The organism is Pseudomonas sp. W17 (assembly GCF_040268305.1).
Lineage (GTDB): Bacteria > Pseudomonadota > Gammaproteobacteria > Pseudomonadales > Pseudomonadaceae > Aquipseudomonas > Aquipseudomonas protegens.
The window spans coordinates 3,215,027-3,238,985 of sequence record NZ_CP158490.1 but is presented as its reverse complement, the minus strand read 5'-3'; the positions used below and the strand labels follow the sequence as shown (position 1 = coordinate 3,238,985).

15 protein-coding genes are annotated in these 23,959 nt (G+C 64.5%); 1 reads left to right on the top strand and 14 read right to left on the bottom strand.

Features of this window, described 5'->3' with window-relative positions; genetic code table 11:
• Positions 1-45 precede the first annotated feature (45 nt).
• The 11 genes from ABCR88_RS15095 to ABCR88_RS15045 form a co-directional block, all read right to left on the bottom strand.
• Positions 46-1,899, bottom strand: coding sequence for a polyurethanase (locus tag ABCR88_RS15095; RefSeq protein ID WP_350404787.1), 1,854 nt, complete (start codon positions 1,897-1,899; stop codon positions 46-48).
• 113 nt (positions 1,900-2,012) lie between these two features.
• Complete coding sequence (locus ABCR88_RS15090; RefSeq protein ID WP_350404785.1) at positions 2,013-5,129, bottom strand: autotransporter domain-containing protein; 3,117 nt, start codon at positions 5,127-5,129, stop codon at positions 2,013-2,015.
• 65 nt (positions 5,130-5,194) lie between these two features.
• Positions 5,195-8,173 (bottom strand): autotransporter domain-containing protein, encoded by a 2,979-nt coding sequence (locus ABCR88_RS15085; RefSeq protein WP_350404783.1) that lies wholly within the window; start codon positions 8,171-8,173, stop codon positions 5,195-5,197.
• Between the two features lie 193 nt (positions 8,174-8,366).
• On the bottom strand, positions 8,367-10,052 hold the full coding sequence (locus ABCR88_RS15080; protein ID WP_015635756.1) for a lipase: 1,686 nt from the start codon (positions 10,050-10,052) through the stop codon (positions 8,367-8,369).
• 49 nt (positions 10,053-10,101) lie between these two features.
• Entirely contained in the window at positions 10,102-11,463 is a 1,362-nt protein-coding gene (locus ABCR88_RS15075; protein ID WP_011061490.1) for a TolC family outer membrane protein, read from the bottom strand.
• 2 nt (positions 11,464-11,465) lie between these two features.
• A complete protein-coding gene (locus ABCR88_RS15070) occupies positions 11,466-12,800 on the bottom strand; it encodes an HlyD family type I secretion periplasmic adaptor subunit (RefSeq protein WP_015635758.1) in 1,335 nt (444 codons plus the stop codon).
• Complete coding sequence (locus ABCR88_RS15065) at positions 12,797-14,578, bottom strand: type I secretion system permease/ATPase (protein WP_011061492.1); 1,782 nt, start codon at positions 14,576-14,578, stop codon at positions 12,797-12,799. Before ABCR88_RS15065 ends, ABCR88_RS15070 begins: the two co-directional genes overlap by 4 nt.
• 209 nt (positions 14,579-14,787) lie before the next feature.
• A complete protein-coding gene (locus ABCR88_RS15060; RefSeq protein ID WP_011061493.1) occupies positions 14,788-15,174 on the bottom strand; it encodes an AprI/Inh family metalloprotease inhibitor in 387 nt (128 codons plus the stop codon).
• Positions 15,175-15,267: 93 nt separating this feature from the next.
• Entirely contained in the window at positions 15,268-16,716 is a 1,449-nt protein-coding gene (locus ABCR88_RS15055) for a serralysin family metalloprotease (protein WP_011061494.1), read from the bottom strand.
• A gap of 299 nt (positions 16,717-17,015) precedes the next feature.
• A complete protein-coding gene (locus tag ABCR88_RS15050; RefSeq protein WP_212805364.1) occupies positions 17,016-18,116 on the bottom strand; it encodes a P1 family peptidase in 1,101 nt (366 codons plus the stop codon).
• A 9-nt stretch (positions 18,117-18,125) separates the two neighbouring features.
• The gene (locus ABCR88_RS15045) at positions 18,126-19,490 is read right to left on the bottom strand and encodes an APC family permease (protein ID WP_019095316.1); all 1,365 of its coding nucleotides are present in this window, start codon (positions 19,488-19,490) and stop codon (positions 18,126-18,128) included.
• 204 nt (positions 19,491-19,694) lie between these two features.
• Between ABCR88_RS15045 and ABCR88_RS15040 the strand changes: the two genes are divergently transcribed.
• Positions 19,695-20,498, top strand: coding sequence for a helix-turn-helix transcriptional regulator (locus ABCR88_RS15040; RefSeq protein ID WP_015635760.1), 804 nt, complete (start codon positions 19,695-19,697; stop codon positions 20,496-20,498).
• A gap of 241 nt (positions 20,499-20,739) precedes the next feature.
• Here ABCR88_RS15040 and feaR read toward each other — a convergent pair whose 3' ends face one another.
• The 3 genes from feaR to ABCR88_RS15025 all read right to left on the bottom strand — a co-directional run bounded on the left by feaR (position 20,740) and on the right by ABCR88_RS15025 (position 23,907).
• Positions 20,740-21,678 carry a transcriptional regulator FeaR gene (gene feaR, locus ABCR88_RS15035; RefSeq protein ID WP_019095317.1) on the bottom strand — a complete coding sequence of 313 codons (939 nt, stop codon included), beginning with the start codon at positions 21,676-21,678 and terminating at the stop codon, positions 20,740-20,742.
• Between the two features lie 149 nt (positions 21,679-21,827).
• A complete protein-coding gene (locus tag ABCR88_RS15030; protein WP_210458657.1) occupies positions 21,828-22,421 on the bottom strand; it encodes a DUF3156 family protein in 594 nt (197 codons plus the stop codon).
• Positions 22,387-23,907, bottom strand: a complete 1,521-nt coding sequence (locus tag ABCR88_RS15025) for an APC family permease (RefSeq protein WP_019095319.1) — start codon at positions 23,905-23,907, stop codon at positions 22,387-22,389. Before ABCR88_RS15025 ends, ABCR88_RS15030 begins: the two co-directional genes overlap by 35 nt.
• Between the last annotated feature and the right edge of the window lie 52 nt (positions 23,908-23,959).

Genomic DNA, 23,959 nt, shown 5'->3' with positions numbered 1-23,959 from the left:
AATGAACGGTGCGAGGCCCATTGCAGGCCTCGCGCCGCGCCGGCATCAGGCGAGAACGATGCCGGAACCGTTGAGGTGCTCCAGGCTGACCCCCACCAGGGTCACCGAGTCCTGGCCGAAGGTCAGCACCGTGTCGTTACCACTGCTGCTGGCATGAGCCCGATAGTCCTGGTCCGGCAGCACGCCGCTCACCCCCATGAACAACAGCTTGTCGCCACCCTGGTAGCCGAGGATGCGGTCCTGGCCGAAATGCCCGGTGAACAGAAAGGTATTGTTGCCGCCTCCGGCTTCCATCAGGTCGTTGCCGGCACCGCCAACGAACACGTCATTGCCCTGGCCGCCGATCAGGTGGTCGTTGCCGTCCAGGCCGAACAGCCAGTCGCCGCCGGCATGGGCCTTGAGCACATTGTCGCCCGCATCGCCCCTGACCGACGAGGCGTACTGGGTAACCTGCCCGCCGGCCTTGAGGCCCTGGTCGGTGACCTGGTGGATCACATCGTCCTTGAACAGGCCCCAGAGAAAGCCCGGCTCCTTGCTCTGGATCGCGCCAATGTCGCGGGTCATGCTGATACCGCCATTGGCGTCGTGCAGGTACAGGGTCCCGGCGCCGTCGCTGGCAAAGCTGTAGTTCTTGACCGACTGCTGCAGGTCCAGGGTGTTGCTGCCCTGGCCGCCGAGGATGATGTTGTAGCCGCCGCTGTCGCGGAACGTATCGTTGCCGGCACGGCCTTCCAGGTAGTCGTTGCCGCTGCCGCCCTGGATAAGGTCGTTGCCGTCGCTGCCGATGATGAAGGTGCTGCCCTTGTGGGTCTCGGCATTGCGGTTGAGGTCCTGGACCCAGGTACTGGCCCGGGCCGGGTCCGACAGGTTGGCTACCACGATGGTGGAGTCCTTGCTGGTGAAGTCGTAGAACTTCGACTCCAGCACCCGGCTCAGGCCGTCGCCGTAGCCGGTGGGCAGGTGGGAGAGCCAGGTGGGAATGTTGAGGATCGAGAACGGCAGCACATTCCACAGGGTCGAGGCGTAATGGTCGTTGAAGTTGACGATGTTGTTGGTCGCCGAGTCCTGGTGGGCGTCATGCACCCCGAGGGACGACAGGTTGAAGGTTGAGCCGTCCAGGGCGCGGAACACCGGGTCGTTCTCATAGCCGATGTTCAGCACCTTGTCGCTGGCGCTCTGGGTCGGCGAGGCGTAGGCGATGTAGCTGGAGTCCTTGTAGAACCCCGACCAGCGCTCGCTGCTCAGGTCCGCCAGGCTGTTGACCCCCAGCCCGCCCAGGCTGTGGCCGCTGACCAGGACATCCTTGCCCGACAGGCCATTGGCCTGGGCGAAAGCCGCCACATCTCCCAGCAGCTTGCCGAACGCCTCGCCGGCATAGTTCTTCGCATAGTCCTTGGGCCCCAGGGCCGCCAGCAGGTCGTTGATCACATCACCGATGGTGTCACTGATCACCGATTCCCGTGGCCCGCTGGTGCCGCGAAAGGCAATGCCGATGGACTCCAGGTGGCCCTGGGCATCGTACTTGCCGAGGATTTCCACCTGGGCCGTGCCGTAGCCGGCCTTCTCGCCAAAGAAGGTTCCCCGGCCATCGACCTTGCCGTCGTAGCCCAGTTGCTGGGCGCTGATGGTGGACCAGCCGGCCTGGTGCAGGGCATCCAGCGCGGCCTTCTCGGAGTCGGGGTTCCAGGGAATGCCGGGGATTACCCCCTGGGAATTGCCGCTGCCGATCAGCGCCGTGACCAGGGTCGCCGGCAGGCCCAGGCCGAAGCCGTTGTGCTGGTAGCCCTCGGCAAAGCCGTTGTCGATGTTGTGGTAGGAGTACAGGGTGATCGCCAGCGCATCGGAAAACAGCGCTTTGGAGTCACTTGCAGTGAAGTTCTTGTAGTCAAACACACCCATGGTATTGCCTCTTCTGTTGTTGGAATTGTCAGAGCAAACGCATGCCGCCCAAGCCCCATGGCGGGACTCGGGCAACTCGGTGAAGGGCCGGGGGACTGCTGGCTACCCGGCCTTCAGAACTGCCAGTCCAGGGTCAAGCCGACCCCATGACTCTTGTCCCGGGCCCCCAGCAACCCGTTGTAATCCAGGTTGACCCGAGTCCCTCGGCCCACGGCCATGCCGGCCCGGGCGCCAATGACCGCGGCGTCGCGATCCAGGGACAGGCTCTGCACCTTGAAGCCCTGCCCGCCCTCGACGAACCCCAGGTTCATCGTGGCGTCGGTGGGGCTCAGGTGGTGCTGCCAACCCAGGGTAGCCGACAGCTCCAGGCTTCGGGTCGAGCTCAGTTGCAGGCGTTGGCCAGCGCGCAGGCCCAGGGTCGTGAGCCAGGCCTCGCGGTGGTCAGCCGCGCCCCTCAAGGCCGCGTCGCCGCCCTTCTCCTTGAAGCTGTCGCTGGCCACATTGACATAAGCCAGGTTAGCGAAGGGTTCAAGCGCCAGGGGTTGCAGGTCCAGGCTCCAGGCGGCCTCGGTAAACAGCTGGGCGCTCTGGGCGTCACGCTTGGTCTTGAGCCGCTCGGATTCCCCGGCAAACTGCAACTCGCGCTTGACGTCGATGCGGTGCCAGCTGTAGGAACCGCCCACACTCAGGCGCACGGCATCCAGTTGCTGGCCGACATAGGCCCCCAGGTGGTAGCTGTCGACCTTGGCCGAGGAATGGGTACCGTCGCCCATGTTCAGGGAACTGTCGCTGTAGCCACCGAACAGCCCCAGGCGCCGGCCCTCGCCCACTTCACCATCCACCCCGGCCAGCAAGCCGCCGATGGAGGTGTTGTAGCCGGCCTGGGAATGCCCGCCATCGGCCTTGCCCCAGGCGCCCAGGACCTTGAACCAGGCGCCTTCATCAAGGCTCTGGGTGCCGTTGCCGACAGCCCCGGCGTCCTGGCGCAGGCGCTCGCCCATGGTGTCGCGCAGGTGACGGCCCTGGTTGATCAGGACACTGGCCACCGCCGGGTGGATCTCCCCGGACAATTGCTGGAAGGCCTGCTGGGCACTGGCGGCAGTCGGCGCCAGCAGCAGGCTTTCGAACAGCGGGCTGCCGGCCCCCAGTTGCTCGGCGGCAGCCGCCACCGCCACCTGGTTGTCGGTCAGGCCGACACTGGCGAACGAGCGTGCACTGCGCTGTACCGCCAACTGCACACCAGTGGCCGAGTAGTCCAGGCTGCCGGCAAGGAACAGGTAGCTGGGCAACACCGTGCCGAAGCTGCCCTGGACCCCGCCCGCCGCATCGAGGATGTCGAACTGGCGCCCCAGCACGCTGCCGCTGCCAGTGCCCGAAGGCTCCAGGACCATGGCCAGGTTGGCCCCGGCAATGGTCACCTGGCCGCTGCTGACGATCCGGTCGCTGGCGGTCGGCGACACCTCCACGGCGTAGGTCGAGCCCGGCTGGAAGGTCACGTCGCCGGCCACGTTCAGGGTGCCGATGGAGTTGCCTGGGGCTACCGTGGCCCCGGCGTTGGCCGTCAGCCCGCCGATCCGGCCATTGCCGCCGAGGGTTGCGCCCTGGTTCACCGTCACCGCCGACGTCAGGCTGCCGTTGACCGCCAGGCGGCCCTGGTTGACCAGGGTCGGGCCGGCGTAGCTGTTGTTGCCGCTGAGCACCAGGGTGCCGATGCCCTCCTTGGTCAGGCCGCCATGGCCGCTGATGTCGTTGCTCCAGATGTCGAAGCCGCAGTTGAACTGGGTACAGCGCCGCTGGGTGGGCTTGCCGGCGTCCAGCAGCGCTCCCACCCCCGGCAGGTTGGCTAGCCACTGGGACGAGCCATAGGCGCCATCGATCCGCAGTTCCTGGGGGATGTCCTGCTCGGTGACCAGCATGCCCGGGCCGCGAATGCCCTTTTGCAGGTCGATCATGCCCCAGCCATACAGCTCGTCGATGCCCGGCGCGCCCATGTCCCGGGCGGTGGTGCGCAGCACCCCGGCGATCTGCGCCGCATCCATGTAGGGAAAGCGTTCCATCAGTACCGCTGCCGCACCGGCGGCATGGGGCGCGGCCATCGAGGTGCCGTTCTTGTTGGCGTAGCCGACCGTCATGTCTTCCAGGCTGGTGCCGCCGATCACGGCGCTGTAGATCCGTGTACCCGGGGCCGAGACACAGAAGCTCGCGGTGTAGCCGCAGCGTGAGGAAAAGGTACTGATGGTGTAAGGCTCTGCGCTGCTGGTGTCCGGGTTCTGCTGCAAGGCCGCCACTGTCAGCCACTGCGGGGCGATTTCCGGGACGAAATAGCCCAGCCCGGCGATGGCGTCCGGATTGTTCAGGTTGTAGTCGTTGCCGGCGGCGAAGATGGTCAGCACGCCACTGCGGGCCGCATTGATGGCACCGTCATAGGCACCGCCTTGCAAGGTGCCGAGCAAGGGCCGGATCTGGCTGAACTGGGCCTGGGCGTCACTCAGGCCGAAGTGCGGGAACGCCGGATCGCGCCCGCCCTTGGCGAATGCGTCGGTGATGCCGATGCCCCAGCTGTTGTTGATGATCCGCGCGCCACTGGCTACCAGGCCGTCCCAGCCGGCCTTGTACACCGCCCCATCGTTGCCCAGGATGATGCCGTCCTCGGGGCCGGGGTCGCCGTTCTCGGCACTGATGATCTGGGCGTCGAAGGCCACCCCATGCATGGCGCCGCCATCGCGGCTGCCGGCGGCGATACCGCCCACGTGAGTGCCGTGGGAACCGAGCTTGCCGTCCGAGCCTACCGAGGGCGTGCCGTCATAACGGAAGGCGTCTCCAGCCTTTACCGGAATGTAGGGATCGGTGTACTGGCGGATGCCGCTGGTCACCAGGGTGATGACCTTGTCGCTGCCGGCGAACTCGGGGTGCTGGGCATACACCGGCTGGTCGAAGATCCCCAGCTTGATGCCCTGGCCGGTGTAGCCGGCGGCATAGGCACTGTCGGCATGTATCGCCCCCAGGCCCCAGTCGGCCTTGAATTCGGCGCTGCGCCAACTGGCGGCGTCGCCGAGCTTGCCGGTTTCCACATAGGGCGCCGCCTGGGCACCAGTGGCCAGGGCCAGGCAACCGGCCAGGGCGCTGGCCAGCGGGCTGTACGCCCAGGGTAGCTGCCGGCAGCGAGGCCATCCGGAGCGGGTATTGCGAAGATGCGGTTGTCCAGGTTGAAACTGCTTCACTACGACCATCCTTAGTTGTATGGGCAATCGACCGGCGCGACGACGCTCTGCGCCGGGGTATGGCGACCGGCGCTTCAGAAGCGCCAGTCGAGGTTCAGCCCCACGTTGTGGAACTGTTCGGCATTGCCCAGCTGGCCCTGGTAATCCAGGCTCAGGTCCAGCTGGGCGGTGACTCCAAGGCGCGCCTGAAGCCCCAGCAGCGCCGCATCCCGGGACGCGCTTGCGCTGTCCACGGCAAAGCTCGGGCCGCCGCTGGCGAATGCCAGGTGCTGGCTGGAAGTGTCATGCCCCAGGCGGTGCTGCCAGGCCAGGCTGCTGGACAGCTCCAGGGGCTGGCCGCGGCTCAGGCTGAGCCGCTTCAGGCCCCGGGCCCCCAGGCTGCCCAGCAGGGCCTCGGCGCTGTCCTCCCCGGCGCGCAGGGCCGCGGCGTCGCCCTTCTCGTGGAAGGCGTCACGCTGCAGGTGCAGGTAGGCCAGGTTGGCGAAGGGCTCCAACGTCAGGGCCGGTAGCTGCAGCCGATACGCTACCTCGCTGAACAGCTGGCTGCTGCGGCCGTCGATCCGGGCCTTCTGCTTGGCGCTGGCTTCGGCGTATTGCAGGTCGCGGCGCACCTGGGCGCTATGCCAGCTGTGGCTGGCCCCCAGGCTCAGGCGCAGGTCGCCCAGGTCGCGCCCGGCATAGGCGCCCAAGTGGTAGCTGTCGATCTGCGCGCTGGAGTGGCTGGCGCCGCCCATGCGCAGCGAGGTGTCGCTGTAGCCGGCGGCCAGGCCGACCCGCGTGTCCGCGTCCAGGTCGCGGTCCAGCCCCAGCAGCACCCCACTGCCCTTGCCCTGGTAGGAACTGTGGCCCGAGTCGCCGTCAGTGCGCGCCTGCCCACCCAGGCCCTTGATCCAGAAACTCGCCTCGCCCTCCCCGGCATTTGGCCCCGGGCGCTGCAAGCGCTGGCCAAAGGCCTCGCGCAGGTCGCGGCCCTGATTGAGCAGGGTCTGCTCCAGGGCCGGGTAGATCTCCCCGGACAACTGTTGCAACGCCCCTTGAGCCGAAGCCGGCGAGGCCGACAGCAGCAGGCTTTCGTAGACCGGGTCGGCCGTGCCCAACTGCTCCACCGCCGAGGCCACCGCGCGCTGGTTGGGGCTGGCGGCCACGCTGGCAAAGGTCGCGGCGCTGCGCACCAGGCCCAGTTGCACGCCGCTGGCGGAGTAATCGACCACCGCGCCGAGAAACAGGTAGTTGGGTTGCACCAGGGCGAACTGGCCATCGATACCGCCCGCGGCCTGCAAGATGTCGAACTGGCGCCCGACCAGCCCCCGGACCTGCCCGGCGCTGAGCAGGTTGGCGTTGTGTTCCAGGCTCAGGCTGAGCTGGGCGCCCTCCAGATGCGCCCGGCCGCCGGCGACGATACGGTCGCTGGCGGTCGGCGACAGCTCCACGGCGTAGGTCGAACCTGGCTGGAAACTCACATCGCCGGCCACATTCAGGGTGCCGATGGAGTTGCCCGGGGCCACGCGCGCGCCGCGGGTCGCGGTCAGCGCCGCGACCTGCCCGCTGCCACCCAGGCTCGCGCCACTGTTGACCGTGACCGCGGATGCCAGGCTGCCATTGACCACCAGCAGCCCGCCATCGACCGTGGTCGGCCCGCGATAGCTACTGTCACCGCTGAGCAACAGCCAGCCGGCCCCGGACTTGACCAGGCTGCCCTGGTACAGGCGCTGCGCGGCCGCCGCATCCCGGGCCATGCCGACCGCGTAGTCGGTCAGTTCCTGCTGGCTGGCCTGGGCCCCCGGGCCCTGCTCCCAGCCACGATCCTTGAGAGTCTGTTGCCAGGCCTGGTGCTCGGCGGCATCCTCCACCTGGCGCTGGGCCAGGGCCTGGTCGGAGATGCCGTTGCTCCACACATCGCCCTGCCCGGCCTCCAGGTTGACCTTGAATGCCCCCAGCAACTGCCCGGGCCCGTGCAATGCCCGGCCCAGGTCCGGCACGCCCCAGCCCACCAGGCTGCCAGGGGCCTGGGTCAGCGAGCCATCGAGCTGGCGGGCGGTGGTCAGCAGCACCTGCAGGGCCTGCTGGTTGTCCAGATAGGGGTAGCGCTCCATCACCAGGGCCAGGGCCCCGGTGGCATGGGGCGCGGCCATCGAAGTGCCGTTGTAGGTGGCGTAGCCGCCCCCGGGCACAGTGCTGGTGATGGCCGCGCCGGGCGTGGCCAGGCACCAGTACTTGGCGATCCCGCACTGGTTGTATTTCTGCTGGTTGTTCTTGTCCAGGCCCGAGACCGCCAGCCAGTGCCCTTCCAGCTCCGGCTGAAAATACGGCAGTGCCGATCGCACGCTGGCATTGGCATAGCCGCTGTTGCCGGCGCTGAAGACGTTGATCACCCCCTGGCGCGAGACCTGCGCCGCCGCGTCGAGCCAGGTGTCCTGGCCGAAGTGCTGGGCATAGGCGGCGTGCAGGCCCTGGAGGGTCTGGTAGCTGACGTCCTTGGGCTGGCTGCCCCAGCTGTTGTTGATGACCCGCACCCCGGCGTCGGCCAGGGCACCGTACACCGCCTGGAAATAGCGCGGGTCGGGGCCCGGGCCGAAGAGCATGCTGTCATTGCCGTTGGTGTTGCCGACGTAGACCTGGGCATTGAAGGCCACCCCGTGCATGCCATTGCCGTCGCGGGCGGCGCCCATGGTGCCGGTGACGTGAGTGCCGTGGGTGTCGTTGTTGGCGTTGAGCACCCCGGAGACCTGGAACCCGCTGCCGTCCTGGTAGCTGCCGCTGGCGATCACCGGGTGAAAGCGCAGGGACGAGGCTTCGGCATGGGCCGCATCGAAGCCCGAATCCAGGGCACCGATCTTGACCCCGCTACCGGTAAGGCCGGCGGCGTAGGCCTGGTTCGCCTGCATCCGGTCCAGGCCCCAGTCCTGCAGGTATTCGGCGGAGCGCCAGCTGGCGGCATCACCGGGGCGACCGGTTTCCTGGTAGGCCGCCTGGGCCCCAACCGGCAGGTTCACGGCAAACGCCAGGAACACCCCGGCCGCCAGCACATTGAGCTGATGAACATTCACATCCATGTTGATGACTTCTCTTGTTGTTGTTCTGGGATCGACTTTCCGTAACCGATCAGCAACCACGGCTTACTTCATGGGACTGGCTCCTTGAGGGTTCGCGCCCCACGCCCAGGGGCGCCTGCTGCGGGCAAAGCTGTCGCCGCCGCAGCCCTTTTCAGGGGGCTGCGGGGCCTCTAGCGCTGGATATCGGTGAGGGTCAGGCGAAGACCAGGCCCGAGCCCGAAAGGCTGTCCATGCCGACCCCCACCAGGGTCACCGAGAACTCGCCGACACTGAGCAGGGTGTCGTTGCCGTTCTGCGACAAATGCTGGCTGTAGTCGTAATGGGCGTCGACCCCGGGCACGCCCATAAAGACCAGCTTGTCGGTGTTCTGGTAGCCGTGGATCAGGTCGAAGCCGAAGTTGCCGCTGAACAGGAAGGTATTGCCCCCGCCACCGCTGGAGTGCATGACGTCGTTGCCGGTGCCGCCGACGAAGGTCACGTTGGCCTTGTCGCTGCTCAGCAGGTCATCGCCGCCATGGCCGAACAGCCAGTCGCCATCGACGCTGGCTACCAGCGCATTGCCGTAGGCATCGCCGTTGAGGGAATGGTTGTAGGCGGTCCACTGGTTGCCGTTCTGCAAGCCGTCGGCGGTGACGCTGTGGCTCACGTCCTTGCCAAACAGTTGCCACCAGCTTCCGGTCTCGTGGCTGACCAGGGCGCCGACGTCCCGGGTCATGCTGATGCCGCCGTAGGCATCACGGATATACAGGGTGCCGTCGCCGTCATTGGCGATGGAAAAGTTCTTCAGCGGCTGTTGCAGTTCCAGCACGTTATGGCCCTGCCCGCCATGGATGATGTTGTAGCCGCCGTCATCGCGGAAGCGATCATCGCCGGCCCCGCCATCCAGGTAGTCGTTGCCCTTGCCGCCGTGCAGCAGGTCGTTGCTCTGGGTGCCGATGATGAAGGTGCTGCCGGTGTGTTTTTCCGCGTACAGGTTGAGGTCCTTGACCCAGACCTGATCGCGCTTGCCCTCGGACAGGTTGGAAATAACCACCGTGGAGTCGCGGCTGGTCAGGTCATAGAAATCCGAGTTGATCAGGCGGTTGAGGCCGCCGGCGTAGTCCACCGCACTGTGGGCCGACCAGGACTGCGGATTGAGGATGCTCTGGGGAATCAACTTGCCCAGGAACGATGAATAGTGATCGGTGAAGCTGACGATGTTGTTGGTCGCCGATTCCTGGGGCTTGTCGTGGGTGCCCAGGGACGAGGCGTTGAAATGAGTGCCGTCCAGGGCGCGGAACACCGGGTCGTTTTCATAACCGATGTTCAGCACCTGCGAGCTGTTGGCGCTCTGGGTCGGCGAAGCGAAGGCCACGTAGCTGGCGTCCTGGTAGAAGCCGCCCCAGTGATCGCTGCTCATGGCCGCCAGGCTGTTGACCCCAAGGCCGCCCAGGCTGTGGCCGGTGACCAGCACATCGCTGCCGCTCAAGCCCTGGGCCGCAGCAAAGGCCGCCACCTTGCCCAGCAGGTTGTCGAAGGCCAGGCGGCTGTAGTTGTCGGCAAAGCCCGACACAAAGGCCGCCTGCAGGTCGTTGATACCGTCCTTGAGGCTGTCGGTGCCGCGAAAGCTGATGCCGATGGACAGCAGTTGCCCGGCCGCGTCGTATTTGCCCAGCACCTCGACCTGGGCGTCGCTGACAATCGCCTGCTCGCCGGAAATCGTGCCCTGGGCGCTGACGTTGCCCTGGTAGCCCAGCTGGCTGGCGCTGATGGGGCGCCAGGCGGTGCCCGGCAGCGCCTCGCCGGTGGGTGTGGAGGCGTACAGCGCCAGAGTAATGGCTTCGCTGTAGAGGGCCTTGCCGTCACCGCCAAGGGCGGTCTTGTAATCGAAGATACTCATGCTCATTCCTCTTTTTTATTGTCCCTGAGCCTGCGGTCGGCAAGGCCTCCTAAGGCTGCGCGCGCTGGCCGAAAGCCTCGTCGACCCTGGCCAGATCCTCTTCCCGCAGAGTGCCTGCGTAGTAGTGCAGCTTGGTCCAGGCCATCAAGTAGTCATAGCGCGCCTGGGCCAGGTCGCGGCGGGTGGTGTAGAGCTGCTGTTCGGCGTTCAGTGCATCGAGGTTGACCCGTTCGCCCCCCAGGATGCTCTGCTTGGTCGAGACCACCAGGGCCTCGGCCGAAGTCAGGGCTTTCTGGTAGGCCCGCAACTTGCTCACCCCCGATAGACAGGCACTGAATTGGCGGCGGAGTTCAATCAGGGTTTCCCGGGTCTTGCCGTCCAGTTCGTACTCGGCCTGTTCCATGGAGCGGCTGGCCTGGCGGGTCGAGGCCGAGACCCCGCCCCCGGCATACAGCGGCACGCTGACTTCGATACCGATGGTGTTGGTGTCGTAGCGCTGGTTGTAGGTGTTGCCGCTTTCCGATTCGTTCTGGCGCAGGGTGGCGTAGGCGCTGAGCTTGGGCAGGTGCCCGGCGCGGTTGCGTTCCACCTCGTAGCGCGCGACCTCGACCCGCTGGCGCTGGGAAGCCAGCACCGGGTTGTTGCTCAGGGCCATCTCGTGCCAGGTGTCGTAGTTGGCCGGGGTCAGGGAGAAGGACTGGAAGTCTTCCTGCAAGGGGTCCAGATCCCGCACATCGAGGTTCGGCTCGCCGGTCAGGGCCGCCAGCTCGCGCAAGGCCGCGTCCTGCTCGTCCCGGGCTTCGATCTCTTCGGCGGTGGCCAATTCGTAGCGCGACTCGGCTTCGAGGATGTCGGTGCGGGTGCCCTCGCCCTGCTGGAACATGTGCCGGTTCTGCTGGAACTGCTGCTCGAAGGCCTTTTTCTTGGCCAGGGCGATGTCGATCTGGTCCTGGGCGAACAGCGCCTTGGTGTAGTAGCTCAGCACCCGCACCAGCAACTCCTGGCTCTTGCCGCGAAAGTTCTCGTCGGCAAACAGCGCCTGGGCCACGCCCTTGCGGTAATTGGCGTAGGCCTCGTAGTCGATCAGCGGCTGCTGCAGGGTCAGGGACGAACCGTAGCTGTCGTAGTTGCGTTTTTCGGTAATGGTGCCGCGCACCGTATCCAGGTAGCTGACCTTGGAGTTGTTATGGCCCTTGTTGTAGCTGTAGCCGACCTTGGGCAGCAGCCCGGCACGGCCGATGGCGCGATTTTCAAGGCCGGCGTCGCGCTCCTTGATGGCGCCGAGGAACACCGGGTCGTTGCGCAGGGCCTGTTCGTAGATCTGGAACGGGCCCACCGCCTGGGCCGTCTGGCAGGCCAACAGCGCCAGAGCCGCCGCGAGAATGGAAAGCTTACTCATACGACGCGACATCCTTATTCTTCGGTCAGTGCAGAACCTGCCCGGTCGAGCAGTGGCTTGAACAGGTAATTGAGCAGGGAACGCTCGCCAGTGCGCACGAACATTTCCGCCGGCATGCCGGGCTTGATCACCAGGCCGTTGAGCTTCTCCATGGCCTGGTCGCTGACACTGCTGCGCAGCACGTAGTAGGGCATGCCGGTTTTCTCGTCGAGCATCTGGTCGGCGGAAATCAGGCTGACTTCGCCCGGCACCCGTGGCGTGCGGCTCTGGTTGAAGGCGGTGAACAGGATGTCCACCGGCAAGTGGGTGCCGACCTTGTCCACCAGGTTCACCGGCAGCCGCCCTTCCACCTCCAGGTGAGTGCCCTGGGGCACGATTTCCAGCAGGGTCTCGCCCTGGCGCACCACCGCGCCCTCGGTGTGCACCCCGAGATTGACCGCAATGCCGTCGGCGGTGGCGATGATCTCACTGTGCTGCAAATCGAAACCGGCAGAGGTTAGTTGCTGCTCCAGGGTCTGGGTCTTGAGCTGGGCTTCGGCCAACTGGCTGCGCACCTCTTTCTGGTACTCCTCGCTGTGCTGTTGCAGCTTGAGCCGGGATTCGAGGATGCCCTGCTCCACTCGCCCGCTTTCCCCGGTGTTCTGCGCCAGTTCCTGCTGCACCTGGGACAGTTGGCGCTGATATTCCAGCAGGCGGTTGCGCGGGATGTAGCCGTTGTCCGCCAAGGGTTGCAGGTTGCTCAGTTGCTGGCGCAGGGATTCGGCCTGGCTACCGAGGTCGGTGCGGGCCCGGCGCATGCCGGCCAGTTGCGCGGTGGCGCCTTCGATATTGGCACGGATGCCCGCCTGCTCCCGGGAGAATGCCTCGCGCCGGCTGCTGAACAACTGGCGCTGGCCTTCCAGCACCAGGGCCAGGCGCGGATCGTCGCTGTCGCTCAGGGGCGCGGGGAAATCCACCTGCTTGAGGTTGTCGCGCTCGCTGCGCCAGCGCGCCAGGCTGGCCATGGCCATGCGGTACTGGGCTTGCAGCGATTGCACGTCCGCCGCCACCTGGGTCTGGTCCAGGCGAAACAGCGGCTGGCCCTGCTTCACGCTTTCGCCCTCGCGCACCAGGATCCGGCTGACCACTCCGCTGCTCATGGACTGCACCGCCTTGCGCTTGCCGGACACCACCACCGTGCCTTGCACCGGAATGCCCTGGTCCAGGGGCGCCAGCGCCGCCCAGACGAAGAAACTGCCCGCCCCCACCAGGGCCAGGATCCAGCCCATGCGGGCGAAAAAGCCCGCGTCACGCTCGACCCGTTCCGGCGCGTACCCCTCTTCGATCATCATGTTGCTGTCCTTGCTCATGCGCCTGAATTCCGTGTCGGAGCCTGGTATTGCCGGCTCATGCTGAGGCCGCCGGGTGCCGCTGCAACGGGCTTGGGCGCCTCCTGGGCCTGGGCTTGCTGGCCGCCGGCAAGGGCCTTGAGCACTTCCTGGCTCGGGCCGAAGGCCTGCAAGCGGCCTTCGTTGAGTACCAGCAGTTTGTCGGCCAGGGCCAGCACCGAGGACCGGTGGGTCACCAGCACCACGCTAGTACCCCGGGCCTTGAGCTGGGCAATGGCTGCCGCCAGGGCACTTTCGCCCACGGTATCGAGGTTGGAATTGGGTTCGTCCAGCACCACCAGGCTCGGGCTGCCATACAGCGCCCGGGCCAGGGCCACCCGCTGCTTCTGGCCACCGGACAGGCCGCTGCCGTCATCGCCGAGCACGGTGTCGTAGCCCTGGGGCAGGCGCAGGATCAGCTCATGCACCCCGGCCATCTGCGCGGCCTGGACCACCTGCTCCGGGTCGGCCTGGCGAAAGCGTGCGATGTTCTCGGCGATGCTGCCGGTAAACAGCTCGATATCCTGGGGCAGATAGCCGATGTAGGGCCCCAGTTCGTCGCGGTTCCAGCGATGGATATCGGCCCCGTCCAGGCGCACGGTGCCGCCCAGGGTCGGCCATACGCCCACCAGTACCCGGGCCAGGGTCGACTTGCCGGAACCGGAGGCCCCCAGCACGCCAAGCACTTCGCCGGCATTGATGCTGAAGTTCACCTGTTGCAGGGTCGCCATCCGCCGTCCGGGTGGGCCGGCGCTGACCTGCTCGAAGCTCACCTGGCCCTTGGGCGCCGGCAAGGACATCGCCGTATCGCTGGGCGGGAACTCGCGCAGCAGTGCATCCAGGCGGCCATAGGCCAGCTTGGCCGAACTCCATTGTTTCCACACCGCGATCAACTGGTCGATGGGGCTCAGCACCCGGCCCATGAGGATCGAACCGGCAATCATCATCCCGGCGGTCATGTCGCCCTTGATCACCAGCAAGGCACCCAGGCCCAGCACCAGGGATTGCAGGCACAGACGCAAGGTCTTGCTCAGGGAGCTGATCACCGAGCCGGTATCGCTGGCCTGGTTCTGCAGGCCGAGGAAGCGCGAGTGCACGGCGAACCAGCGTTTGCGCAAGGCGCCAAGCATGCCCATGGCCTGGATGGTTTCGGCGTTGTGCAGGTGGCTGGTAGCCAGCTGGGTGGAACGCTGCGAAAAACCGCTGGCCTCGGCCAGGTCCTTCTTGGTCATCGCTTCGTTGAGGTACGCCAGGGCAATCAGCAACAACGCGCCTACAGTGGCGAACACTCCGAGCCAGACGTTGAAGGCGTAGATCACCAGCAGGTAGATGGGGAACCAGGGTGCATCGAAGAAGGCGAACAGTGCCGGCCCGGTGAGGAACTGGCGAATATGGGTCAAATCCCCCAGGGACTGCCCCGCATGGCCCTCGCCCCGCGACAGGTTGCGCTCGAACGCGGCCTGGTAGACCCGCAGGTTGAAGCGGCGCTCCAGCTGGCTGCCGATGCGGATCACGATAAAGCTGCGCAGCACTTCCAGAAGACCGATAAAGACGAAGAAGCCCACCACCATCAACGACAGCATCACCAGGGTGGTTTCATTCTGCGACGACAGTACCCGGTCGTAGACCTGCAACATATAGATGGAAGGCACCAGCATCAGCACGTTAATCAACGCAGTGAAACAACCGACACTGATGAGGATGCCCTTATATTCGCCCAGTGCCTTGAACAGTGGTGCAGGATGATTGTTCTTCACCATTTCTAACATTTTCCCTGAGCTGTTAATCCGCGCCCGCTAGCGTGGAACCAATGTAGCCTACAACTAACAACCCGCACTACTTAGTTGCTGAATCCTGCGGACACGAATAATTCGGACAGCTGTATCCAACAGCAGCCCGAACATGTTCCTGCCGGCCAAGAGAGTGGCGATATAATGGCCGTCGTTTATTAGACGAACACACTCATCGTTTAATTAGCGGCGCGTTGTAACACAATCAGACCGTCGGCTTTCAGGCGGGCTTCGTAGAGGCCCTCTTTCTGGCGACTGAAGAAAATGATTTTCGAGCCTTCGCGGCCGGTAATGGCAATGCCATCGGGCTCCGGGAACCAGCCCACCGCGGCTTCCCCGAGCCATTTCGACAGGCAGTCGGCGCCGTCGCCCAGGGCGGCGTTGTGCAGCAGGTCCAGGGTGCAACCTTCAGCGGGTGCGGCTGCCTGTTGCAGTTGCCAATGTCCAACCAGTTCCGAGGGGTCCGCCAAGCGCAGGCTGCTTGCCATGGTGATTGCTCCATAAAAGATCATCAGTGTCGCCAGCAGCCATCGGGCCGCCCGGCAACAGGAAATATGCAGGGTCATAGGGTGCTCCGTTCGCCCGGTAGACTCGCTCAGGCCAGGGCCCAAAGCAAGAACGCAGAGCCGCTCGACTGCGCGGCCCTGTGCTCATTTCACTCAGGCGACGATGTCGCTGACCGCTGCCTGGCCCACGGTGCTGACCAGGAAGTCCGCCACGCCATGCCCGGAGAAGTCCACGGACAAGGTGCTCACGCCCCCGGAGGTGGTGAGGATCGCGTCACCCGCCGCGCCGGTGAAGGCGTTGACGAAGTGCAGGCCGGCGCCCTTGGTGATCCCGGTCAGATCGATCTTGTCCAGGCCGCTGACAAAATCCATGATCTGGTCGGCCGCACCCGGCTTGGAGTCGGTGCTGGCGGCGAACACGAAGGTGTCCGAGCCCGAGCCGCCCCACAGCTGATCTGCACCGCCGGCGCCGTAGATGATGTCGTTGCCGGCACCACCCTTGAGCACGTTGGCGGCGTTGTTGCCGATCAACAGGTCGTTGCCCGAACCGCCGATGGCGTTCTCCACGGTCACGCCCTGAGCGATGGAAACGTTACCCACCATGCCGCCAACGTCGGAGAACGAGGCTTCATTGAGGTTGATCTTCTGGTTCTGGGTGAAACCGGAGAAATCCAGGGTATCGTTGCCGCCACCGTCCCACACCGAGAACACCAGCTTGTCGGAAGACGAGCTGGCGCTGTAGAAATCACGCCCGGTGTTGGAGTTGAAGCCGTAGGTGGTATCGCCGGCACGGGTGCTGTAGTTGGCACCGTAGAGTTTCTGGATAGCCGCGATATCGTCCATCAGCGGGCCGGACGAATAGGCTTCGACCCCGCCCTTACTGAAGTTCTGGCTGGTATTGCTTTCACTCCAGTAGCTCATGACGCTGTAGCCACGGGTGTCCTGGCCGTAGCTGGCGTCCTTGTAGCTGGGGTTGCCTTCGCCGGCGTTGTAGTCGCCAGGGTGAGCCAGGCCCAGGGTGTGACCGATCTCATGGGTCAGGGTCTGACGGCCATAGTTGTTCAGGTCGGGGTTCTTGTTCTGGGTGTAGCTGCTGTTGATCAGGTACCACGAGGTGCCGTCGTAGCCGGCGCCGGTACCTGGCAGGTAGGCAAATGCCGCCGCGCCATCCTGGCCACCGCTGTAGTTGCCGAAGGTCATGTGGGCGTCGCCACCCGAGGCTTTCTCGGTAAACACGACGTTGGCCACGTCAGCCCAGGACTGCATGGCCAGGACTGCCTGGGCCTTCTGCTGGGCGCTGAACTGGCTGAACCCGGAGATGCCATGCTTATACATGGTGCTCGAGGAAGCCGAGGTCAGGAAGGTATAGGTCAGATCGATCTTGCCGTTACCGTTCAGGTCCTTGTAGGCAGCGCCGTCACGCAGCAGTTGCGTGGCGGCCTGATCGACCGAGAACGAAGGTTTGCCATTGACCGTGAGATTGCCGCCACGATCGTATTGGTGGCTGAAGCTATTGATCTGGTTATACGCCGAACTTGCTGCGGCCAAAGGCACCAGTTGTTGTTCGGCAGATGCAATAGCGTTCTCTGTTACTTTCGACATAAACACACTTCCTTGTAATCAATGGAACAGTTTTTGTCAGATAGCGACAATCCCTGGCGAGATCGTCCTATCACTCGCCCTAAGCAGGCGCAAGAAAACTGACACAATTTGAAATCAGGCGTCCACTACTTTTTTGACGTCAAATCTCACTGTTCCAGCGAACTCCAGCAAACAATGACTGTACAGTCGAAAGATTCTTTTCCAACTGATTAACGGCAGTCATTGTCCGACAATCTACAATTTAATTATTAAATATCCATATAAACAGTTATGTCGACCGCGTCGCACTTCTTAGTCCGTTAACTTCTGTTCCAACCAGTTAGTTCCAATGTTTCCAGCAACACTTGCGCAGTCAGGGCCGGCACTTGCACGCCGTCGGTGCTGGTCATGGGCACCCCCGCCAGCAGGGCGTTGATGATGGCTTCCTCCACCGCTTCGGCGGCTGCGCTGAACAAGGGCGAGATGTGATCGTTGTTGAGCATCGCCAGCGGCGTGCTGAAACCCAGGCCCTTGCGCCCGTAGTCCGCCGTCGGCAAGTCCCGGTTTCCCGTGGCAAAGGCCAGGAAGATATCGCCGCTGGAATCCTCGGTGCCTCCGCCGGTGCGGGCGATGCCGATGGATGCGCGCTGGGCCAGGCGCTGGCACTGGTGCGGCAACAGCGGCGCATCGGTGGCCAGTATCACCACGATCGAGCCCATGCCCGGGGTCCCGCGCTCGGCAAACGGCGAAGGGATATGCCCCAGCCGGCGCCCCACTGGATAGCCATCGACCCGCAGTTCCTCGCGTTTGCCGTGGTTGGCCTGGACCAGGGCACCGACGGTGTAGCCGCCCTGCTCGACCGTCAGCCGCCGCGACGCCGTACCGATGCCGCCCTTGAACTCATGGCAGATCATCCCGGTGCCGCCGCCGACCGCACCCTCGGCCACCGGCCCGGACTCGGCGCAGGCCATGGCTTCGCGCACCTGCTGCACCCCCACATGCTGGCCCCAGATGTCATTCAACAGGCCGTCGTAGGTTTCCATCACCACTGGCATGCACCAGTACACCGCCGGGTCTTGCAACGCCTCGCGCTCCAGGGCGATCAAGGCATCGCGCACCACGCCCACACTGTGGGTGTTGGTGATCGCCAGCGGCGTGGTCAGGGTGCCGGCCTCGCGAATCCACTCCAGGCCCGTGGCATCGCCATTGCCGTTGAGCACATGGCAACCGGCAAAGCACGGCTGCTGGCGGGCGTGCCCGGCGCGGGGCTGGACCAGGGTAACCCCGGTGCGCACCTGTTTGCCGTCCACGCTGGTATTCAAGGTGCTGTGGCCAACCCGCACCCCGGGAACATCGGTGATCGCATTGAACGGGCCTGGCGTCCCCAGGCCCAGGCGGATGCCCAATTGACGTGCTCGCATAACCACTCCTTACAGTTTCTGAAACGCCGGGCTGTACCGGCCGTTGGTGCCATAAAGAATCACCGACAGCGCCAGCAGCCCGATGATGACCATGATGTCCCGCAGGGACGCTTCGAGGAACAGATTGACCAGCAGGTAACCCGCGCCGAGCACCGCCAGCAAGGCCGGTAGCGGCCATAGCGGCATGCGGTAGGGATGCTCGCGGTCGCGCAGCAGTACCCGGCTCATCAGCGCGCTGAGGGCGACGATCAGGTACACCAGCATGATCAGCAGCACGCTGAAGGACGTCAGGTCCGCCAGGTTCGAGCTGAAGCTCAGCACCGCCGAGGGAATGGCCAGGAACAGGGTCGCCAGCCAGGGTGAATCCCAGCGCGGGTGAATGCGGGTGAACAGGCGATTGACAGTGGGCGTCCACAGCGCATCGCGGCCACTGCTGAACACCACCCGACCGATCTGGATGACGATGGCGACAATGGCATTGAACACCGAAAGGAAAATCCCGCCGCTGACCACCCGGGCCAGGGTCTCGTTGCCATGGCTGGTGAGCAGGTAACCGATGGGGTCGGGGCTGGCGAGCATCGCGCTCAAGGATGGCGCGCCGATCAGCAGCGCGGTGAGCGGCACCAGTTCGATGATCACCACCAGCACCAGGGACCACAGCACCGCCTTGTGCACCCCGCGGCCCTTGCATTTCATGTCTTCGGCCAGCAGCACCGCCGGGCCGTAGCCGTTGTAGGAAAACAGGCCGATGCCCACCGCGCCGATCACCAGTGCCCAGGGCGCCAGTTGCAAGGCGCCGTGATCGACGATCTGCGGTTGCAGCAGAATGCTCACCGGCTGCGAGGCATTGCCGAAGCCGAGCCAGACAATCACCAGCAAGGCCGCCACTTCCAGCAGCAGGCACGTGCCGGTGATCCAGGCATTGAGCTTGATATTGAGGATGCCCAGCAGGTAACTGCAGACCACGATCACCAGGGCCACGGTCTGGGAATCGAAGTTCGTGCCCAGGGCGTTGTTCAGGTAGGTGGCGGCACCAGTGGCCAGCACCGGCGGAATGAACAGCAGCATCACCAGCACCGTGAGGAAGGTGGCATAACCGGCCATGCCGCCGAACACTCGCTTGGCGTATACATACTCGCCGCCAGCGCTGTTGTGGGCGCGGCCCAGCTCGGCGTAGCAAAAGGCGAACATCAGGGCCAGCAACCCGGCCATGACGAAGGCCAGGAACACCCCGCTACCGGCCTGATGGATGGCGAAGGGGGCGATCACGAACACTGAACTGGCGGGGGTCACACCGGACACGGTGATGGCCACCACATCGAACACACTCAAGGTAGGTTTCAGCGCACCGTCGGGCGCAGAGGGAGAGCTCATATCGTTATCCTCGTGTTTATTGTTGGTCTGAGGCAGAAACGAAATTCATCGGGCGGGTGCGTTCTGGGGCGCACTTGCTGGGAGCTACTCTAGGCAGATGCAGACCATCACCCAATTCCCCTATTGGAGTACTCCCCTTGACGACGGCGGTTAAATCGACGAAACCGGGCCACGACATTTCAGCGGATCAACGGAGCAACGCCTTTGAGTAACCTGTTCAGGGAAGTGGGCCTGCATGCCGGCCTGGGCCGCACCCTCACATTGATCGGCAATCCACGCTTCTGGAAACAGCTGATCCTGCTGCTGCACCAGGCTACGCCGTTCGACAACGCCCTGGCGATCTTCTACCCGCTGGACGGCCCGCCCCGGGCCCTGGAGGAATATGACGCCGAACCCAGCAGCAAACCGGCGTCCATGCTCACCTACCTCAACGGCCTGTACCTGCTGGACCCCTTCTTCCAGGCCTGTCGCGAAGGCTACCCCAGCGGCCTGTACCGCCTGGAAGAGGTGGCCCCGGACCATTTCCGCCAGAGCGAATACTTTCTCAGCTACTTCCACGACAACGTCCTGGAAGACGAAGTGCAGTTGATTCTGCAACTGCCCGAGGCTGGCACCCTGTCGCTTTCCCTGGGCAGCCAGCGCGTCTTCAGCCACGACGAGATCGGCCTACTCACCACCTTTTCAGCCTGGGTACTGCCGCTGATGGAGCAGCACTGGCAACACAGCCAGGCCCGCCCCCAAGGCCCTGCGCCCCAGGAAATGGCCAGCCAGATCCGCGACGCCCTGAGCCATTTCGGCAGCGCCGTACTTTCGGAGCGGGAGCTGGAGATAGCCCGCCTGATCCTCCGGGGATTTTCTTCAAAGGCCATGGCGGAACGGCTGAAGATCTCGCCGGACACCATCAAGGTCCACCGCCGCCACCTCTACGCCAAGCTGGATATCTCCAGCCAGCCGGAGCTGTTCTCGCTGTTTATCCAATCCCTGGGGCACGACCTGGAAAATCCGTGATTGCCGGTCTGCCAGCGGCCATCTGCCGCCCGTCATCTGCTATCCGCTATCTGCTATCCGCTATCTGCTATCTGCTATCGGTAGGAGCTGGCTTGCCAGCGAAGGCGCCCTCAAGTTCGACGCATGCCTTACGGTCCTTTTCGTCGGCAAGCCGGCTCCTACAGACGAAGGCGCATTCAAGAGCGACGCATGCCTTGCGGTGCGGCCGCCGGCAACGACGGCGGCCGCAAGGGCCATGCCGTCAGGCGTTCAGGGACCGGGCGCGGAAATCCCGGGGCGATTGTTCGAAATGCTTCTTGAAGGTGCGGCTGAAATGCGCCGAATCGGTGAAGCCCCATTTGAAGGCAATGTCGGTGATGGATTCGTTGCGCAGGTGCGGATTGCTCAGGTCCGCGGCGCTGCGCTTGAGCCGCGAGCGCTGGATGAAGCGGCAAACGCTGTCCCCCTGCTCCTCGAACAGCCGGTACAGCTGGCGCACCGAGATATTCAGCTGGCCGGCCAGTGATACCGGAGTCAGGCCCGGCTCATTGAGGGACTGGCTGATCAACTGCCGCGCCTGATCACGCAGGCATCCGCCATGCAGGCCCTCGTCAAAGCCATCCAGGCTGTTGACGGTCTGGCGCAAGGTCGGACCGAGCAAGGCAATCAGGGCTTCCTGCAAGGCCTGCCCTTCCTGCTGGGCCGCACAACCCTGCAATTCGCCGGCGCAGATCTGCTCCACCAGCAAACGCATCAGGCGCCCGCTGGCGCAATTTTGCGACAGCTTGCCGAACTTGCGCTGCTGGGCCGGCAGGTGACGGTAGACCTCCTCCCGGCACAGATGGAACGAAGCATGCTCGATCAGGCCATGGGGCACGATCTCGCAGGCTCCGGCGGAGTCCAGCAGCGCCATGTCCCCCGGGGCCAGTTCGACACTTTCGCCGCCCTGGCTCAAGCGCGCATGGCCGCTGCGCTGGATGATGAGGAAGCAATGGCGATCGTCCTCATGATCGACCTTGGTGCTCTGGCGGGAGATCAGCCCGGCGTTGGTGCGGATCTGCGCCACCTCCAGCCCGGCGTAATCCTGCATGCCCACTTCACCAATGAACAAGGCGGGATTGCGCGCCGGACGGGCATCGAATCGACCGCAGACGCCCTGCAGGGCGCCCACCCAGGAACTGAAACTATGCGAAGCAAGCACTGTGCACCTCCAGAAGCCGGTTCCAACCGCCTTTGTTGTTATGGCGATATCATTAACATGTTATCTATTTGCCAGGCAAGGCGCCTGACAGCATGGATAGTCTGTTATGGCTTAAGCAGGCTGTATGCCAGCGCTTACGGTTATGTCCCTCAGAAATCTCGCAGTAGCTTGTACAACTCAGTGAAGCTGCCCAGTAGCGCCGCCCGCTGTTCAGCGCTCAAGCGGATATAGCGGCGGAACCCGGGCAGGCGGTTGACCACTTCGCTGGCGCCGAAATGCTCCAGGTGCACCTGCCAGCCCTGGGCATCGCGCCGCAATTCCAGGTGTTTGAAATCCAGGGGCAACAGGTGCTCCAGCAATCGCTGGTCACTGCACAGGCGCTGCAGCAGCGGCGCCCATTCAGCGTCCTCCCCCGTGAGCAGCCGAGCTGCGACACCCTGACGGCGGATCGCGCCAGTGTGACGCAGACGGATCCGCGCCTGCCGGGCCGTGTCACAAGGCACCGGCAGGCGCCACTCACAGGCCACGATATGCATCAGGAACTGCGCCTGGGCGCGCTCTTGCACCTCGAACCTCAAACCGTTTTGCGGGCAATGAAAACCGCCCTGCACCTGGCTCCGTGGAGTGAAATCGAGCCCCGCCAGATCCCGACGCAACTGCCCCAGGGTCAGCCCCGGGCGATAGCCCGATGGCGCGCGGTTCCACAGTTCAAAGAGGTTTTGCCGCCAGCTTGAAAGATTCATCAGGCGCGCTCTCCCGTAGGTTATGGGCGGTATCCGGATTCAGGCCCAGCGCCTGTTCCAGCACCTCCTCCACCGGCACCGGGCGAAACGGATTGACCTTCTGCACCAGCAGGGTCCAGACCAGCGCATAGATCGCGGTCAGGCCCAGCATGCTGCCGAAAGGCACATAGATGTCCCGCGGATTCATGCCCGGCGGCGTGATGAACCACATGCCCAGCAGGATGCCCACCGAAGACAGGATCTGCGGCAGCGGAAACCACGGCGACTTGTAGGCCCGGGGCAGGTCCGGCCGGCGAATGCGCAGCATCACCACTGACAGGGTGACCAGCAGATAGGCAGTGCTCCAGGCACAGACCGCCGCCAGCACCAGGTGCATGATGCTGTCGGTGCTGCCCCCCAGCCACCAGGCATGCAGGCAGGGAATCAGCACGGCTACGGCAATGCACAGCAACGGCGTCTTGAAGCGCGGGTGCAGGTAAGTGAAGACCTTCGGCAACGCCCCATCCAGAGCCATGCCGTAAAGGATCCGCGGCAAGCCGGCCATCAGCGTGTTGATGGTGGCGGCGCCGGCGAACAGCAGGCCGATGCCCAGCCAGATACGGCCGAAGGGCCCCATGATCTGCTCGGCAAAATGCGGAATGGCCATGGGCGTATCCAGCAGGTGCACGCTGCCATCCTCGCTCAGGGCGATGTTTTCCACTTGGCGCTTCATCGCCGCGCCATAGATGAACATGCACACCGCTACCCCCACCAGCCCCAGGGCCATGGCCCGGGGAATGGTCCTGGCGGCCTTGCGCACATCCGGCGTCAGGGGCGTGACGAATTCACAGCCGACGAACATGAACATGGCCATGCCCACCAGGGACAGGATGGTCGGCAGGTCGGTACCCACCATCGAGGCGCCGAACCAGCCATCGAGCTGCACCGCCGGTGCCTTGAGCACCCCGAGCACGCCAAAGATGATCAGGGTGGTCCACATGCCGAAGGTCAGGATCACCTCGGCACGGCTGAAGGCGGTGATGCCCACGGCGTTCAGCGCACCGAAGAACAGCACCAGCCCCACCCCCACCAGCCAGGCACTGCCGCTCTGCTCCAGCAGGGTGTTGAGGGACTCGAAGTTAACCAGGGCCATGACTCCACTGAGAATGGTCTCCGCGGTACCGGCGAACACGTGCACGATCAGGTAGGCGGACAAGGTCCCGGTGATGGCGAAAAAACGCCCCAGGCCACAGGCCAAGTAGTCATAGACCGAACCGTTGGTGGGCAGCAGGCAGGCCGCTTCGGCGAAGGTGGTGGATTGCGCCAGCATCATCACCAGGGCGATCACCATCGCCATGGCAAAGGCGCCACCGCCGATACCAAAACCAGTGGTGGCCGTGAGGATCACCGGGCTGGCCATGATCAAGCCCACGGCACTGGCCAGGGCCGTGGGAAAGCCGACTACACCTTGATCCAGGTGGCGACTGAGTCTGTCGTTGAGCGACATGGTGGTAAACCTCGAAAGCATGGGTTGATGATTGTTGTTCTAGGCATTTCAA